Origin of the sequence: Stenotrophomonas sp. AN71, from assembly GCF_050435725.1 — a bacterium.
Taxonomy (GTDB): Bacteria; Pseudomonadota; Gammaproteobacteria; order Xanthomonadales; family Xanthomonadaceae; genus Stenotrophomonas.
Genome location: NZ_JBNDKU010000001.1, coordinates 433,020 through 450,109 on the forward strand (window position 1 = coordinate 433,020; position 17,090 = coordinate 450,109).

The window sequence follows — 17,090 nt, forward strand, 5'->3', positions numbered from 1 at the left end:
CCGACGCCAGGAGGGACGCCAACATGAAGCTCGTCTCCACGAGCATATTTCTTCTTTTCAAGAGAACTGTCCTGCAAACGACTTGGGGTCGTTACTGCAAAATTTCACGTTGCGTGGAGGGCGTTATGCCGGGTGGCGAGCCCCACTCCATGCTTCTAGCATCATCGGGAACAGGTGGGTGTTTTCGAATCGGCCAAGAGCGGACACATTCTGCTCGCCGCCTAAGCGCACGATCGCCCTGCTGAGACCTGGTGATCCGCATCGTAAAAAAGCCGGCCGACTCCAAGTCGTCCGTCCAGGGAGATTTACTCCTTTAGATGAGTTCGTCAGATCCCTGGCCCGCTCTATACCTGTACGCATTTGAAGAGTATCGGGTTCGTTACGGTAAGTAGCGCCGGTGGCGTCAGCCGGAGCCTGGTCTTCACAGCCAGCGAGGCACATCCGATGCAACCATGCAGGACGCGCCCCCCTCTTGGTAACCCATGCCCCACCTTCGTCGTCTATTTGGCCGCTGGCTGCGCCTGCGTCGTCGCGTGCGTTGGCGCTGGCGGGAGCACCAGGCCTCGGTCCCGGCCATCGAGGCCACCGAGGGCCCACTGCGTGCCGCGCTGTACAGCGTTGAACAGATGGAGGTGTACGGCCGCGCGCTTGCGCGCCAGCATCGCGTGCGGTTGCGGCCCAGCCCGGAGCGCTTGCTCGATCGTCTGCAAGCCAACGAGCGCGTGCTGGAAGACGCCAACACGTTGCTCAGCAGCGTGGTGCGCGAACAGCGGCCGGTAACCCCGGCGGGGGAATGGCTGCTCGACAACTACTACCTGATCGAAGAGCAGATCCAGACCGCGCGTCGCCACCTGCCGCGTGGCTATAGTCGGCAGCTGCCTTCACTTGCCACCGGCCCCTCGGCTGGGTTGCCGAGGGTGTATGAACTGTCGATGCAGGCCATTGCGCACGGCGATGGGCGCATTGACGCCGATACGCTGGGCCGTTTCATCGCCTCGTACCAGTCTCTCGCACCACTGAGCCTGGGTGAGCTGTGGGCGGTTCCCATCATGTTGCGCCTGGCACTGCTGGAGAACCTGCGGCGCATGGCCGCGCGGGTGATGCGCGACGGCACTGATCGTCGTTTGGCCTCGCAATGGGCTGACAACCTCAATCAAGCCGCTTCCGAGACCCCTACCGATGTGGTCCTGGTGGTTGCCGACATGGCGCGGTCCGCGCCGCCCTTGACCGGCGCATTCATCGCCGAGCTGACGCGGTCGCTGCAGGGACGCGGTGGCGCGTGGGCCATGCCCGTCGCCTGGCTTGAACAGTGGGCGGCAGCGGCCGGGCAGCGCGTCGACGAACTGGTCGCGGCGGAGGGGCAGCAGCAAGCGGCCGATCAGGTATCCATTGGCAACAGCATCGGCAGCCTGCGCTTTCTGTCCACCATGGATTGGCGCACTTTTGTTGAAGAGATGAGTGTGGTGGAGCAGCGCCTACGGGAAGACCCGATGGCCGTCTACGCGCAGATGGATTTCGCCACCCGCGACAGCTATCGCCACGTGGTGGAGAAGATCGCCCGCGGCAGCCGAATGGCTGAGGAGCGCGTTGCCACCATCGCACTGGACCTGGCACGGGCGGCTACGCCGCTGGATGGGCCGCGCACGCACGTAGGCTACTGGCTGGTTGGCGAAGGCCGGAACGCCACCGTTGAAGCGGTGGCGGAGGCGGCACCACGCCACCGCAAGGCGCGGCGACTGGCACATCGCGTGCCGCTTGCGTTGTACCTGCTGCCGATCACCCTGTTGGCGGTGCTGGCCACCGCTGCCCTGCTGGCAACCGGCAGTGGTTCCGTACACATCTGGCCGGCCGCGCTGCTCGCGCTGCTGGTGTTCAGTGAGCTGGGCATCGTGCTGGTGAACTGGGCCGCGACGGTGCTGGTCGCACCCAGGCCGCTGCCCAAGCTGGATTTCAGCGAGGGCATTCCTGCCGCCTGCGCCACCGTGGTCGCGGTCCCCTCGATGCTGTCCAGCGTGGACGGAATCGACGTGCTGGTCGAAGCGCTGGAGGTCCGCTTCCTGGCCAACCGTGATCCTCAGCTGCGCTTCGTGCTGCTGACGGATTTTCTCGATGCGGCGGAAGCGACGGCGCCGACGGACGACACCCTGCTTGTGCACGTCACGGCACGGATCGAGGAATTGAACAGGCGTTACGCGCCCGCGCGTGGCGATCGCTTCTACCTGCTGCACCGCCCCAGGCAATGGAACCCGGGTGAAGGCGTGTGGATGGGACACGAACGCAAGCGCGGCAAGCTGGCGGCACTCAATGCCCTGCTCCGCCTGGGCGATGCGGCTGCGTTCATGCGCATCGTCGGTGACGCGGCTGCGCTGATCGGCGTCCGCTACGTCATCACGCTGGATTCGGATACACAGCTTCCGCGGGATGCGGCACGCGCGTTTGTCGCCACCTTGGCGCACCCGCTCAACCGCCCGCGCTTCGATCCGACGCTGCAACGCGTGGTGGAGGGCTACGGCATCCTGCAGCCGAGCGTGGGCACCAGCCTGGGCCGGCGCCGCACTTCGCGTTTTGCCCGGATGTTCGGCAGCGAGCCCGGCATCGATCCATATACGCGCATGGTCTCGGACGTCTACCAGGACCTGTTCGACGAAGGCTCGTTCGTGGGCAAGGGCATCTATGACGTCGAAGCCTTCGAGCATGCACTCGAGGGTCGCCTGCCCGAGAACCGCATCCTCAGCCACGACCTGTTGGAAGGCTGCTATGCACGCGCGGGCCTGGTCAGCGATGTGCGGCTTTACGAGGACTACCCCGAACGTTACGCCGCCGACGCCAAGCGCCGTGCGCGCTGGATCCGCGGTGACTGGCAGCTGTTGCCCTGGTTGATGCCGTGGACACCGCGCCCGGGCCCGGGATGGGAGCGCAACCGGCTCAGTCTGCTGTCACGCGGCAAGTTGCTGGACAACCTGCGCCGCAGCCTGGTGCCGATCGCTGCCCTGGCCTTGCTGGTGGTGGGCTGGTTGTATGCCGGAAACCCGGCTGCATGGACGGCGTGGGTGCTGGCGCTGTGGTTCGCGCCGCCGCTGATAGGAATGCTGCGCGATGCCCTGAGCGTTCCGGACGACACGCCGCTGGAAGCGCATTACATCAAGGTTGGGCGCGGAACGTTGCAGTCGTTGCTGCGCGCGTCGACCCAGGTCGCATGCCTGCCCTTCGAAGCGTTGCTGGCCAGTGACGCGGTGCTGCGCACGCTCTGGCGCATGGCTGTCACGCGCCGCCACCTGCTGCAGTGGAACCCTTCAAGCGAAGTCGAGCGCCGCCTCGGCAGTGACCGCGGCGCGGAATGGCGGGTCATGGCGCCGGCCTCACTGCTGGCACTGGCGCTGCTGGCTGTAGTGGCCGGCCTGCGCCCGCAGGCATTGCCGCTTGCCCTGCCCTTGCTGTTGGCGTGGACCTTTGCGCCGGCGTTGATGGCGTGGTTGGGCCGTCCCCCTGCGGCCAGCGTGGCGGAGCTGTCCGTTACGCAAAGGGCATTCCTGGGCCGGCTGGCGCGGCGCACCTGGTCTTTCTTCCAGGCCTGGGTGCGTGAGCAGGATCATTGGTTGCCACCGGACAACATCCAGGAGCATCCGTCGCTGGTGGTGGCACGCCGCACCTCGCCAACCAACATCGGCCTGTCCTTGCTGGCCAATCTGTCGGCGTGGGATTTCGGCTACCTGCAGCTGGGTGCGGTTGCTGAACGTACCGCCCTCACCTTCGATACGCTGGACCAGCTGCCGCGCCATCGCGGTCACTTCCTGAACTGGTACGACACTGAAACCCTGGCGCCGCTGCCGCCGCGCTATGTCTCCACCGTGGACAGCGGCAATCTTGCCGGGCATCTGCTTACGCTGCGCCAAGGCCTGCTCGCGCTGGTGGATGCGCCGGTGCTGGCACCGCACACGTTCGATGGCCTGGCCGATACGCTCGGTGTACTGGAAGAGCAACGGCAGCGTCATCGCCCCGACGATGCACCACTTGTCGAGGCGCTCAACCACCTTCGCCAGCGTCTGGCGTCAACGCGTCTCGACCGCCCTGTCGGAACGGCGGAGACTCTCGCCCGCTTGCAGGAGTTGGCCGGCCTGGCGGACGTAGTGCTGGCGCAGTGGCCCCCGCCGCCATCGCCCGAGGAAGGCGAACTGCATTGGCCAGGCCTGTTCGCTGCCGAATGCCATGCCGCCCAGGCGGCACTCGCTGACCTCCCTGCCGATGCCAAGGTGGACGACGAGGCCCCGGTGCCGAGCCTGCGCCAGCTGGCCGCCCTGCCCGGTACGGCGGGTGCGGACGCGCGCGCGCGCATCGAGCAGCTGCAGGGCCTGGCGCGCCGCGCCGGGCAGTTCTCGTTGATGGAATACGGGTTCCTGTACTACCGCCCCCGCAACCTGCTTTCGATCGGCTACAACGTCGACGACCACCGCCTCGATAACAGCTTCTACGATCTGCTGGCCTCCGAAGCGCGGCTGTGCGCCTTCGTCGCCATCGCGCAGGGTCAGTTGGCGCAGGAAAGTTGGTTCGCGCTGGGCAGGATGCTCACCGAGGTCAACGGTACGCCGACGCTGTTGTCATGGAGTGGCTCGATGTTCGAGTACCTCATGCCGCAGCTGGTGATGCCCAGCTATCCGGACACGCTGCTGGACCAGACCTCGCGGCACGCGGTCGAGGCGCAGATCGTCTACGGTCGTACCCTGAACCTGCCGTGGGGCGTGTCCGAGTCCGGCTACAACGCCGTCGACGCCCGCCTGAACTACCAGTACCGGGCGTTTGGTGTACCGGGCTTGGGGCTCAAGCGCGGTCTGGGCCAGGATCGGGTCATCGCGCCCTATGCCAGCATGATGGCGCTGATGGTGGCGCCGGAAGCGGCGTGCCAGAACCTGCAGGTGCTGGAAGGATTGGGTTTTGCCGGGCGCTTTGGCATGTACGAGGCAATCGACTACACCGCTGCCCGGCTGCCGCCGGGGCAGGATCACGTGCTGTTGCGTTCGTTTATGGCCCACCACCAGGGCATGGGACTGCTGTCGCTGGATTACCTGTTGCGCGACCAGCCGATGCAGCGCCGCTTTCTCGCCGACGTCGAGTTCCAGGCCACCTTGCTGCTGCTGCAGGAGCGCATCCCGCGCATCGGCGTCTTCCATCCACATGAGGTGGAAGCGCTGGGCGAGCACTCGGCCATGGCCGAGGACGAGACGTCCCTGCGGGTGCTGCGGGACCCGGGTGGCCCGCGACCGGAAGTGCAACTGCTGTCCAACGGCCGCTACCACGGAATGTTGACCCATGCCGGCGGCGGCTACAGCCGCCACGGCGACCTGTCGCTGACCCGCTGGCGCGAGGACGGCACGACCGATGCCTGGGGATCGTTCTGCTATCTGCGCGATGTGGACAGCGGCGAGTTCTGGTCTGCCGCATACCAGCCCACCTGCGTGGCGGTGGACAATTACGAGGCGATTTTCTCGGACGCCAAGGCGGAATTCCGCGGTACGCGCCTTGGCTGCGAGAGCCACCTGCAGGTTGCCATCTCCGCCGAGGACGACATCGAGCTCAGGCGCCTGCGCCTGACCAACCGTAGCCGTCGCCCGCGCACGGTGGAGATCACCACTTATGCCGAAGTGGTGCTGGCAGCCGCCACGGCCGACGACGCGCATCCGGCCTTCAGCAATCTCTTCGTGCAGAGCAAGATTCTGGCGGCCAAGCAGGCCGTGTTGTGCACCCGCCGGCCCCGTTCGCACGACGAGGAGCCGCCGTGGATGTTCCACCTGGTTGCGGTGCATGACGCCGAGGTGGTGGCGATCTCCTACGAAACCGACCGCGCGCGCTTCCTGGGCCGTGGCAACACACCGCGGACCCCGCAGGCATTGACCACCGATACCCACCTTTCCGGCACGGAGGGCTCGGTGCTCGATCCGATCGTGGCCATCCGCGTCCGCGTGGTGCTTGAGCCCGAGCAGACCGTGCAATTGGACATGGTGTATGGCGTCGGCGTCGACCAACCCGGTTGCGAGGTATTGGTGGACAAGTACCGCGATCGCCGCCTGGCCGACCGCGTCTTCGACCTGGCCTGGACCCACAGCCAGGTGGTGCGCCGGCAGATCAACGCGAGCCAGGCGGAAGCGGCACTGTACGAGCGCCTGGCCGCCCACGTGCTGTATGCCGGTTCACTGTTGCGCGCGGGTGCCGGGGTCCTCCTGCAGAACCAGCGCGGACAATCCGGGCTGTGGAGCCATGCCATCTCCGGCGACCTGCCCATCGTGCTTCTCAAGGTCACCGACGCGGACAACGTGGAACTGGTCAGGCAACTGGTGCAGGCACATGCCTACTGGCGCCAGAAGGGACTCAACACCGACCTGGTCATCTGGAACGACAGCAAGGCCGGCTATCGGCAGGAACTGCAGGACCAGATTCTGGGAATGGTCGCTGCCAGTTCGGAGACGGGCCTGCTTGATCGCCCCGGCGGCATTTTCGTGCGGCCGGTGCAGAACATGACCCACGAGGACCGCATTCTGTTGCAGGCGGTGGCCCGGGCGGTGATCAGCGATGAGGACGGCACCCTGGTCGCGCAGGTGGGGCGTCAGCTCTTGGCTGCGCGGCGGATCCCGCCGCTGGTGCCGCAGGCGGTGCAGGAGGAGCTGGCACTGTCGATGGAGCCGACCCCGGGGCTGCCCATCGTCGCCGGTTCGGGCCCCGACGCCGGCTTGCCCCCAGGCGCCGAGCACGACGACGAGATGGACGACCCGTGGCCTTTCCTTCCCTACCGCGGCGCCGGCCAGTTCGACAACGGTACCGGCAGCTTCAGCGAGGACGGCCGCGAATACGTCGTGGTAGTGCGTGAAAACGCGCCGACGCCGGCACCATGGGCCAATGTGATCGCGAATGCCCGCCTGGGCACGGTCGTGAGCGAGAGTGCACCGGGCTACACGTGGTTCGAGAATGCACACGAATTCCGCTTGACTCCCTGGCTCAATGATCCGGTGTCCGATACGGGCGGCGAGGCCTTCTACGTACGCGACGAGGACACCGGTCGTGTCTGGTCGCCGATGCCGCTGCCACGCAGGGGCACCGGGGCCTACCGTACGCGCCATGGATTCGGCTACACGGTGTACGAGCATGTCGAGGACGGTATCGCCAGCGAGTTGTGGGTCTTCGTCGACGTCACGGCGCCACTGAAGTTCTCGGTCTTGCGCTTGCACAACCTGTCGGGCAGGACACGGCGGCTGTCGGCCATCGGCTACGTCGAATGGGTGATGGGTGACCTGCGCGCGAAGTCGCGCATGCACGTACTCACCGAACGCGACCCGCAGACTGGAGCGCTGCTGGCACGCAACGCCTACAGCACCGATTTCGGCGGCCGGATGGCCTTCTTCGACACCGATGCCGACGGCTGCTGGTGGACCTGTGATCGCCTGGAGTTCATCGGCCGCAACGGCAGCCTGCACGCACCGGCGGCTTTGCGGCGCGAACGTCTGGATGGACGGATGGGTGCGGGCCTGGATCCCTGCGCGGCGATCCAGGTGCCGCTGGAGCTGGCCCCGGGCGACCGCAGTGAAACGACCTTCCGCCTTGGCGCAGGGCACGACCGCGAGGAAGCGCTGGCGTTGGCACGAAGCCGCCAGGGCGCTCAGGAGGCCATTGACGCCCTGGACGCCGTGCGCATCCACTGGCGCAATGTGCTGGCCACGGTGCAGGTGCGCACACCGGACCCGGCGTTGGACGCATTGGCCAATGGCTGGCTGGTCTATCAGACCCTGGGCTGCCGCTACCTGGCGCGCAGTGGCTACTATCAGTCAGGCGGGGCGTTCGGCTTCCGCGATCAGCTGCAGGACGCGCTCGCCCTCGTGCACGCTCGCCCGGAGCTGACCCGCGAACACCTGCTGCTATGCGCTGCACACCAGTTCGCCGAAGGCGATGTGATGCACTGGTGGCACCCGCCGCAAGGTCGCGGCGTGCGCACCCGCTGCTCGGACGACTATCTCTGGTTGCCCCAGGGCGCATGCCGCTATCTGGAGGTCACCGGCGACGCCAGCGTGCTGGAGGAAGTGGTCGGCTTCATCGAGGGGCGCGCGGTTACGGCTGAAGAGGAAGGGTATTACGACCTGCCTACACCTTCGACACAGCGGGACACGCTGTATGCGCACTGCGTCCGCGCCCTCGAGCGGGGTTGCCGGCTGCTCGGCGAGCGCGGTCTGCCGTTGATGGGCAGTGGTGATTGGAACGACGGCATGAACCGCGTCGGTGACCAGCAGCGCGGTGAAAGTGTGTGGCTGGGGTTCTTCCTGCATGACACGCTCCACCGCTTCATCGGGGTGGCCAACGTGCGTGGCGATGCCTCCCGTGCGCGGTGGTGCCAACAGCAGGCCGAGAGCCTGCGCCAGAATCTGGAACAGCATGCCTGGGATGGGGAATGGTATCGCCGCGCCTGGTTCGACAACGGCACCCCGTTGGGCTCGTCACAGAACCAGGAATGCCGCATCGATTCGATTTCCCAGAGCTGGTCGGTGTTGTCGGGCGTTGCCGCGCCTGAGCGCGCCATGCAAGCTCTGGATTCGCTCTACACGCATCTGGTGCGAAAGGACACCAAGCTGATCCAGCTGCTCGATCCGCCCTTCGACCAGACGACGGAGGACCCCGGCTACATCCGTGGCTACGTACCGGGCGTACGCGAGAATGGCGGTCAGTACACCCACGCGGCCGTGTGGGCGGCCATGGCATTCGCACAGCAGGGAGATGCGGTGCGTGCGTGGGAGCTGGCCGGCATGATCAACCCGCTCAATCACGCGCTGGACCCGGAGGCGGTGCAGACCTATCGCGTCGAGCCCTACGTACTGGCAGCCGATGTATATGCTGTTTCACCGCACGTCGGGCGCGGTGGCTGGACGTGGTACACCGGTTCGGCCGGCTGGATGTATCGCCTGCTGGTCGAATCCCTGCTCGGTATACGCCGTGAAGGCGATCGCTTGTCGCTTGCACCCTGCCTGCCCGATCACTGGCCGTCATTCGAACTGAGCTACCGCTTCGGTCGCAGCTTCTATGAGTTCGTGGTGACCCGCACTGCGCAGGGCCAGCCAACGCTACATGTGGATGGCATGTTGCAGTCTGGCCTTACCGTCCTGCTTCGGGATGACGGCCACCACTACCGGGTCGCGCTTGACCTGGGTGCGGCCACGGGATGAACGTTCGCCTCGAGATAAAGGTGCAGCTTGATGCGCTGGCCGACATGCTGGTGCACTGGTTGGCACAGGTGCGGCATCCGGCGCAGTTCTGGCCGCAGTTTGAACTGCTGGCTGCGGAGATTCTGGATCAATGCGAGCACGTGGAGAGGGATCAGGCGCATGCGTACATCCAGGCCATGCTCAAACGCCACGCACCGGAGCTCCCACCCTGGCACCAACGCGACCACAGGCTGCCACCGAGGGCGCCAGGAGAGAGATGACCATTACTCCGTAGGTGATCAACTGGATGGCTCCATCGCCTTGTCATCCTCATACTAGCTAGAGCTCTGCCAGAGGCGCTTTGGATCCACCACTGATAACGCACGCTTATCCCCTCGTATTGTCCGATCTCGGTCAGAGGCAGGCATCTGCAAAACGTGATTCGTTCCAAGCGAGGCTGGATTCCCAGGACACCCACCGGGGCGCAAGAGGCGACCACCCCTGGGCAGCCGCCCCGTCAAGCGCCCAGCCTCGTGGATTAGAACTTGACCGGAAGCACCTTCATCACGCCTTTGCTGTCGGCCTCGATGACGATAAGCCCGTTGGAGTCTGTCACCAGGATATTGTTCTTCGTTTTCCGGGTTTCCCCCCCCGTGGAATCCCCGCAGAAGTACTCGTGCTCGGGCAGCGAGGCCCCCACGGTGGTGTAACGGTCCACGGAATCGCAACGCGGGTGGCTGTATCGGAGGCCGGCGCTGAAGACCACGAAATCGGGGCGGGTGGCAGCGGCCCACTCCGCTGAATTGCTGCCCTGACTGGACGCGCCGTGATGTGCGCCGGCCAGCAGATTGGCCCTGAAGCTTCCGAGTCCAGTGGGCAACTGCAGCTTGTTCTCGGTCGCCTGGGTCATGTCGCCGGTAAAGGTCGTGGTGAAATCCCCGTAGCGCATTGCCACAACCATACTCCCATCGTTCTTGGTTGTGCCCGCGTTGACGCCCAGGATGTAGCTGGCCACCTGCATGCTGCTTCCCCCTTGCTGTGGCTTCCAGCAACTCAGCCCTGGCTCGGGCGTGGTGGAAGCGTAGAAGCCCGGATACAGGTTGACCGCCGCCGCGCGGTTGATCCTCTGCGTCTCCACCCAGTCCTGGAAGGTGCTGTTGTACTGGCTCCAGTCGCCACCCAGGTACAACGTCTTCACATTCATGCCGGCAAACGCGGGAGCAAGGTAGTTGTAGTGGTCCTCGTCAGGATGGCTGACACTTACCGTGATCTCGCTCTTGTCATCGATCAGCGTTTCGACGTAGCTCTTTACCTTGCTTGCGTCCCAATCCTGGGTGCCAGCGCCCTTGGAGCCACAGTCCATCACCACCAGCCGGTTTCCCGAAGGACACTGGGCGATCTGGCAGTTTCCGGCGCCGATCGGCAGGGTATGCACGATCAGATTGCCCGGATCCACCACGTTGACGACAGGAGCGCCCTCCAGCGGCGGTGCAGGTTTGATGATGCCTGTGCCACAGGCAGCCAGCGTTAGAGTCGCGGACAAAAGCAGCCCGCGACCGACAAAGTCGATGCGTGTCATGGGATGACCCTCTTTAGGTTGAGACAGGCCGGATGGCTGTCACGAAGGGTCAACGCACGATCCATGCCAAGTCATGTGCGTGCCTTGCGCACGCCACTTTGCACCTTGCGACCTGTGGACTAGCGGCGCCCGATCAGGCCCAGTTGGCGCACGCGTCGGCGCAGGGATTCGCGCGGCGTACGCAGTTGCGAGGCCCAATGACTCGGATCATCCGGTGCCTGTGCGACAGCGCGACTGATTTCATCCAGCGGAATATCATCGGCGCGTCGAATGGTCGGTGATGCCTCCAGCAGCACGTAGAAGGAGGCACGCGATACGGAAAGGTGCTCGGCGGCCTTGCGCACACACCATTGGTGCGCCTCGAGCGCGGCAATCACATCGCCTTCGCCTACCCGCGACGGTGAGCGGTAGCGCACCGAAGGTGCCGCAGGCATTGCCGGCCCTGTATCCAGCGGCGGCGTAGACGCCTGCAACGTGGCCGGCAGCAACATTTGCATGTCCGGCCATTCCTGCACCTGTGCGGACAAGGTCAGCCGTCGCAGCACGTGGGCCAGCTGACGGACGTTGCCCGGCCAGTCATACAGGCACAGCGCCTGGATCACCGTTGCTGGCAGCTCCAACGGCGTTGCGTCGCTCCCTTGCCAGCGCTGCAGCAACTGTACGATCAGTACGCCGATGTCCTGGCGACGCTCGCGCAACGGCGGCATCGCAATCACAAAAGCCTCCAGGCGACGCAGTAACGGCTGGTTGAAACCTGGCGTCGAGAGATCCCGATCGGTCGCCGCAATCAGGCGCACGTCGGCGCGCTCGCTGCGTGCGCTTCCCAGCGGACGGTACTCGCCGGTTTCCAGCGCCCGAAGCAGCATCGGCTGTATCGCGGCAGGTGTGTCGCCGATTTCATCGAGGAACAGCGTGCCCCCATCGGCCTCGGCGAAATAGCCTTCGCGCGAGACCTGTGCACCGGTGTAGGCGCCCTTGTTCGCACCGAACAGATCCGCCGCTGCGAGCGACTCATTCAGCGCGGCCATGTTCACGCTGACCAGCATCTGGTGCGAACGCGCACTGGCGGCATGGATGGCCTGCGCAACAAGCTCCTTGCCGGTGCCAGTCTCGCCCAGGATCAAGGTTGGCATGTCGGTGGCCGCGACCTGGGCGATTGCTGCCCGGATCCGGGTCATGGCCGGACTCACCCCGACGAGCCCGCTGTCGCCCTGCCCGGCACCACCGGGAGCGATATGGCCCAGGTACAGCAGGACACTGCCGCCTAAGCGAAGCACGACCCCGCGGCGAAGTCGCGCCGGGTCGAACGCAATCGGCGCTTCACGCATGTCTTCGCCGAGCGGCACGCCATCGATTTCGCAGCGCATTGTCGAGGCAGGAATGCTCATCACTACACCGCCGTCGACACCGGCACGGAAGCACACGGACCGACGGGAAATGCCCTGGTGCTCCAAGGCCTCGCCGACCTCGCTGCCGGCGGCAAAGAACTCCGGCGTATTCCGGTTCAACTCAGCCACGCCGCCCTCAGGGACCAGCGCCGCCTGCTCGCCGATGCGGCGGCGGCGCGGATGCCAGAGCACGGTGAACCCAAGTATTGCGGCGGTCTGTGCTGCCATCGCCTCGATCGGCGCGGACAACGTGGCTTCCCTGTCAGTTGTGCGTCGCGACACCGGTCCGTGCCCCTTCCCTGCCGTTGGCGGATCGTACCCGAAGTCGACAGGCGCTGCGTATTGGCATGCCAGGCATGTCAGTCGACATGTCAGTTCACGCTCCATGCCCGACCGGGAACCGCCTGAACCAGCGCTAGGCCCTTGCCGCTGCGGGTTCGGCGCAGTTGGCACGGTTTGTGTGTAGTCCCTTGTCGAGGCGCGCTCGGCGTCTCGTCCATCCACCCTCAACCTCAAGGAAGTCCTTCATGTCGACCATCACTCTGATCAACGAAACCGGCGAAACCGTCCGTCTGGCCGTGTTCCAGAAGCCGGTGAGCAACCCCACCTTGGCCACGATTGCCTGGCAGGTTGCCGCGCCGCCGCCGGGTGGCAACTCGGTCATCCAGATTCCGGATGACTTCGGCCTGCAGGTGCGCTACTCAAACGACGCTTCCCGTCCCGACCAGCTGGACACCTCGGCCAAGCCGGCTTCTTTCGCCGAAACCTCCGCCGCGTTCACCATCGACAGTGTCGCCTCGCAGGACCGCCGCTCCAACGGTGCGGTGATCAACCAGAGCTTCACCGATCTGGTGCTCAATGAAGTGCGGGTGGTCAACAACTTCAGCATCGGTGTGGAGGCGTCCATCCTTCGTGGCCAGGACGCCATCTATGAGCCGCAGGTCATCTGGCCGGGCGGACTGTTCATGGAAGATGTCCGCGCGAGCATGTTCGTCGCCGTGGTTTCGCAGTTCACCTACAAGGGCCAGCGCCTCGTGCAGGAAGAGATCAGCCAGACCCAGCTCGAAGTGCTGGAGGGCGATTCGCTGATCGTCACCGGTTCCAAGTGGAAGGGTTATTCGTTGACCAAGGCCTGATCCTCAGCGGGACAGGCTCCGGCCTGTCCCGCTCCACCGCAAGGAGCCCATCATGACCACTGCGCCCACCCTGTCCACCGATTCGCCGCCGCTGCCCAGCAACATCTGGGCCCCCTCGCCCGACGCCAGTATCGAGATCTACTGGAGTGATCCGGTGGAGGGTGCCTTCGACGTGGCCCTGATGCTGGTCGACAGGGCCATCTCCTCCATGAACCCCACCAACCTCATTGCCCGCCGGATCCTGGATGGCACCACCTCGCGGTTGCGGTTCTCGCTTGTGGACGAGTACTCCAGCAATCGCATCCTGTGGGGCCGGATCGAGCTGCGTGTCGATCTGGAGGGTTCCATTGGGTTGTGGCTGGTAGATGCCGGTTATCCCGGCGGCTTCACCGACCTAGCCAGGATTGCAGGGCCGTTCGAGGGAGGTGCGCATGGGCACGCACACCCCTGACACCACTGGAGTGTTCGAGCATGGACCGGTACGCATCGACTGGACCTTCAGTGACGATGCCCTTGCCTGTGATGTGGATGTGTTCTGGCAGCGGCAGCTGCTCGCACGCATGCAGCTGGTGCCGAGCGATCCAATACTGGCGTTCGACGCGCGCGCCGAAACCTCGCCGGGCCAGCAGATCGTCGGTCAGCTGCATTTCGATGTCAGCCGTGCCGCATTGCTGCTGGACCAGCTTCGCTATCCAGGTGGTAGCGCCGCGCCGCAGCTTCTAGGCGAGGCCATGCCGCCGCAGCCACTGCCCGAACAGGTGCAGAGCGAGCCCATACAGTCTCGGGTCGAGGAGGCGGGCGACCTGTTCCCCTACATCCAGCTGCGGGCGTGGCCGGGTGCTTCGGCCCGATCGCAGGAGGACAACTTCATCGCTTACACCGCAGACTGCGCGACCGACGATTCGCGCCTGTATTGCCAGCTGGCCGCGCTGTTGCCCAGTGGCGACAGCGCCCGCAGCCAGATGCTCGAGCAGGCGATGCTGTTCGTACAGGGAGATGCGCCCTACGCCGGCCAGTTCGCGCACACGATCGCCGCACTGGGGCCCGACGTTGTCGCACTGGAGCGCTTCGCGATGGCCGCCGCGATCATCGCCCTGCCCACGCGCGAGGACCTGATCAGCCTGATCGTGCAGGTGTGGGGCCAACCTTGGGCGATCATCACCGATGTCCTGGCCTCGACGGAATTTGCCCAGACCATCGACCGGACATGGCAGAACGTGTTCGCGTTGAACTGCGTGCTTGGCTACGACCGCCGCCAGCGCGACGCGCTCACCCATGTCCTCCGGGCCGCAATGCTGCTGGGCCGCCTGTCACGCGATACTTCCCAGGGCCTGGAGGACCGTTGGCCACCCCAACGGCTGCGCGATGGCCTGACCGCCACTCTGCTGTTGCCTGCCCCTGTTTTCCCCCTGCCCGCTGTGGGTCCGGCCAGGGGGCGCGACCCGTTGGCGATCTCGATTCAACCCTATGCCATCGGTGAGCTGCAACAAGTCAAGCGCCGGCTGCTGGGCTACTCCCTGGGTGAAATCAGCCATATCGAGAGCGTGATGGCCGATGAGCGCAAGGTGCGTGCCCGGCATGAGCGCATCGATACACAGAGCGTGCATACGAATCAGGTAGGTCAAGCCACCACCGACCTGGAGGAGCGCAACGGCGCCGCCAGCACGTTGGAGTCGGAGGTACACAGCGCCTTGCGCGAGCAGTTCAAGTTGGACTACTCGACGACCTACGGCCCTCCCACCCAGTGCCAGCAGGACGGAAGCTGCACGCTGATGCCGGTGGACGCCAATCCCACCCGGGGCAGCAGTGCCGACAGCGCTACGCTGGCACGCCGGATCGTCCAGCGCGCCGCACAGCGTGTCACCACCCGCCTGAGCGAGCAGAGACTGCAGCGACATCGGCACACCCGCCGCAGTGAAGTGTCGCAGTGCTTCGATCGTCGCGGTCGCGTGGACAACCAGCGCGGCGTCTATCGCTGGCTCAACGCCCGCTACCGGTGCTGGGTGGTATCCGTCGGCCATCGGCTGATGCTGGAATATCGTGTTCCGCGGCCGGGCGAGCGAATGGTGAACGCGCGTCGCGACCAATACGGCGAGGACCTAGCGCAGCCGCTGGCGCCGTCGCAACTGGGCCTGCGCCAGTTCAATGACCTGTCGCTGGATCCGGATAGCGCCTGCTACTACGCCACGCTGTCTGCACGTTATGGCGTGGCGATCACCGAGCTTCCGCCCGCCCCCGAGGCACATGCCTGCGCGGTGTTCGAGAACGGCACGCCATTGTTGAGCCAACAACTGCCACTGCCATCGGGATACCAGGCGGTTTCAGCCAGCATTGCCCTGGCCAACGCCAGTCCGGGCTGGAGCGTGTGCGGCAACATCGGTGCGGCCGGGTTCACCGCGGGAGGCGATGCGACTGGCGCCAAGGTCGATCTCGCCCTAGCCGGGCAGACCGGCGCACTGCCGATCAGTATCGTCCTGGTCGCGCCGGTCGGCGCGTTGGACGCTCCCTCCCCTGGGCCTGCCACGACGCCGCTCCCCGTCTACGGATTGAACATCGACGTGCGACTGGCCTGTACGCCGGATCTGCTCTCGGCTTGGAAGTCACGCCTCTACGATCGGTTGATGGAGGCCTGGAGGCACGATCTGCTTCGTTACTTCGATGCCGCCGGCGCGTCACCCCGGCACCACACCAGCCGCCAAGCGCAGCAGCGCAGCGTCCGCCTTGAACTGCAACGGGCCGGACTACGTGCGCTGCTTGCCCTCTCCCGTCGGCGCACCGGCGCCGATGCACTCGATGCACACCTGACGCCGGCCCTGCAGCTGTGGCTGGATCAGGCACTGGAATGGCGGGAGCTGACCTATACCCTGATTGATGATCCAGAGGCAGCCACCGCGCTGGACCCGGATGATTCAGGGTTGACCCCGTTCCTGCAGGCCACGCACGCACGGGTGCTGCTTCCGGTCGCATCAGGCCACGAGAATGCACTTCTCTACTTCCTCGCAACTGGAATGATGTGGCTGGGCGACGACGCGCTCGTACCGACCTTCCAGGCCACGCTCGAGGCAGAGCTCGTGAATGAGCCTGCAACACTGCGTTATCTGGACCTTGCCGACGATCTCAAGGTGGCCTTGGCCAGCCCGTCCCTCGCACCTGTCCGGGACGCCTGGGAGCTGATGGTGGCCACCGATATCAGCGTGCTGCAGGACGGCGACGCCCTGCCCGACTTCACGGAGGAACCGTGAGCGCCATCCAACCCGTCGGCAGCGTCTGCCTGTACTTCGGGGCCCTCGCCCAGGTCTCCCACAAGGCAAACCCGGCATGGTCCACTGGCAGCCCGACGGCCCCCGTGGCCGAGCCGGCTGATCAGCTCCAGGCCTTGCTGGAGCCGCTGGGCTGGATGGCCTGCGATGGCCGCGAGATGCTCATCGCACGCTACCGGGAGCTGTACGCTGCGCTGGGCTGTCTGTACGGCGGCGACTTCGCTCGCGGCATCTTCAACCTGCCGGATCTGCGCGGCATGTTCCTGCGCGGTGTCGACGACGGCGCCGGCGTCGATCCGGACCTGGACCAGCGACGGCGTCCGGATGGCAGCCCCGGCTATGCTGGTGTCGGCTCGCTGCAATGGGATGCCCTGCAGGTGCATCAGCATGACTACAGCGAGCCTGCAGGCAGCACGGTCTCCGGCGATGCCGTGGCGGCCTGCAACCTGCCGGTGCAGCGCCAACAGACCAGCGATCCTGTCAGCGGGCGCGTGAGCGCGCACGAGACGCGCCCACGCAATATGGCCGCCTACTACATCATTCGTGTCGAGTAG

General features: G+C 65.5%; 8 protein-coding genes. 6 read left to right on the top strand and 2 right to left on the bottom strand.

The genetic code is table 11. The annotated features are described in order from the left end of the window. The first annotated feature begins 482 nt into the window (after positions 1-482). Both ABH900_RS01885 and ABH900_RS01890 read left to right on the top strand, forming a co-directional pair. The gene (locus tag ABH900_RS01885; RefSeq protein ID WP_429620754.1) at positions 483-9,194 is read left to right on the top strand and encodes a GH36-type glycosyl hydrolase domain-containing protein; all 8,712 of its coding nucleotides are present in this window, start codon (positions 483-485) and stop codon (positions 9,192-9,194) included. Further along, the gene (locus tag ABH900_RS01890; RefSeq protein WP_429620756.1) at positions 9,191-9,454 is read left to right on the top strand and encodes a hypothetical protein; all 264 of its coding nucleotides are present in this window, start codon (positions 9,191-9,193) and stop codon (positions 9,452-9,454) included. The genes ABH900_RS01885 and ABH900_RS01890 overlap by 4 nt, the downstream gene beginning before the upstream one ends. Before the next feature lie 257 nt (positions 9,455-9,711). Here ABH900_RS01890 and ABH900_RS01895 read toward each other — a convergent pair whose 3' ends face one another. Continuing rightward, complete coding sequence (locus ABH900_RS01895) at positions 9,712-10,752, bottom strand: ComEC/Rec2 family competence protein (protein WP_429620758.1); 1,041 nt, start codon at positions 10,750-10,752, stop codon at positions 9,712-9,714. Between the two features lie 119 nt (positions 10,753-10,871). Next, a complete protein-coding gene (locus ABH900_RS01900; protein ID WP_429620760.1) occupies positions 10,872-12,527 on the bottom strand; it encodes a sigma 54-interacting transcriptional regulator in 1,656 nt (551 codons plus the stop codon). Positions 12,528-12,667: 140 nt separating this feature from the next. On the opposite strand from ABH900_RS01900, the gene ABH900_RS01905 reads away from it, so the two are divergent. From ABH900_RS01905 to ABH900_RS01920, 4 genes are read left to right on the top strand one after another with little or no spacing between them, the layout of a single operon-like run. Continuing rightward, a complete protein-coding gene (locus ABH900_RS01905; RefSeq protein ID WP_049429274.1) occupies positions 12,668-13,276 on the top strand; it encodes a hypothetical protein in 609 nt (202 codons plus the stop codon). Positions 13,277-13,328: 52 nt separating this feature from the next. Continuing rightward, positions 13,329-13,727, top strand: coding sequence for a hypothetical protein (locus tag ABH900_RS01910; RefSeq protein ID WP_429620762.1), 399 nt, complete (start codon positions 13,329-13,331; stop codon positions 13,725-13,727). Then, the gene (locus ABH900_RS01915; RefSeq protein WP_429620764.1) at positions 13,708-16,518 is read left to right on the top strand and encodes a hypothetical protein; all 2,811 of its coding nucleotides are present in this window, start codon (positions 13,708-13,710) and stop codon (positions 16,516-16,518) included. Before ABH900_RS01910 ends, ABH900_RS01915 begins: the two co-directional genes overlap by 20 nt. Then, complete coding sequence (locus tag ABH900_RS01920; RefSeq protein WP_429620766.1) at positions 16,515-17,090, top strand: tail fiber protein; 576 nt, start codon at positions 16,515-16,517, stop codon at positions 17,088-17,090. The genes ABH900_RS01915 and ABH900_RS01920 overlap by 4 nt, the downstream gene beginning before the upstream one ends.

Excerpts from the sequence above, each read along its gene's own strand:
- ABH900_RS01890 (WP_429620756.1), top strand. The coding sequence starts at position 9,191 with ATGAACGTTCGCCTCGAGATAAAGGTGCAGCTTGATGCGCTGGCCGAC.
- ABH900_RS01905 (WP_049429274.1), top strand. The coding sequence starts at position 12,668 with ATGTCGACCATCACTCTGATCAACGAAACCGGCGAAACCGTCCGTCTG.
- ABH900_RS01885 (WP_429620754.1), top strand. The coding sequence starts at position 483 with ATGCCCCACCTTCGTCGTCTATTTGGCCGCTGGCTGCGCCTGCGTCGT.
- ABH900_RS01895 (WP_429620758.1), bottom strand. The coding sequence starts at position 10,752 with ATGACACGCATCGACTTTGTCGGTCGCGGGCTGCTTTTGTCCGCGACT.
- ABH900_RS01915 (WP_429620764.1), top strand. The coding sequence starts at position 13,708 with ATGGGCACGCACACCCCTGACACCACTGGAGTGTTCGAGCATGGACCG.
- ABH900_RS01900 (WP_429620760.1), bottom strand. The coding sequence starts at position 12,527 with ATGGAGCGTGAACTGACATGTCGACTGACATGCCTGGCATGCCAATAC.
- ABH900_RS01910 (WP_429620762.1), top strand. The coding sequence starts at position 13,329 with ATGACCACTGCGCCCACCCTGTCCACCGATTCGCCGCCGCTGCCCAGC.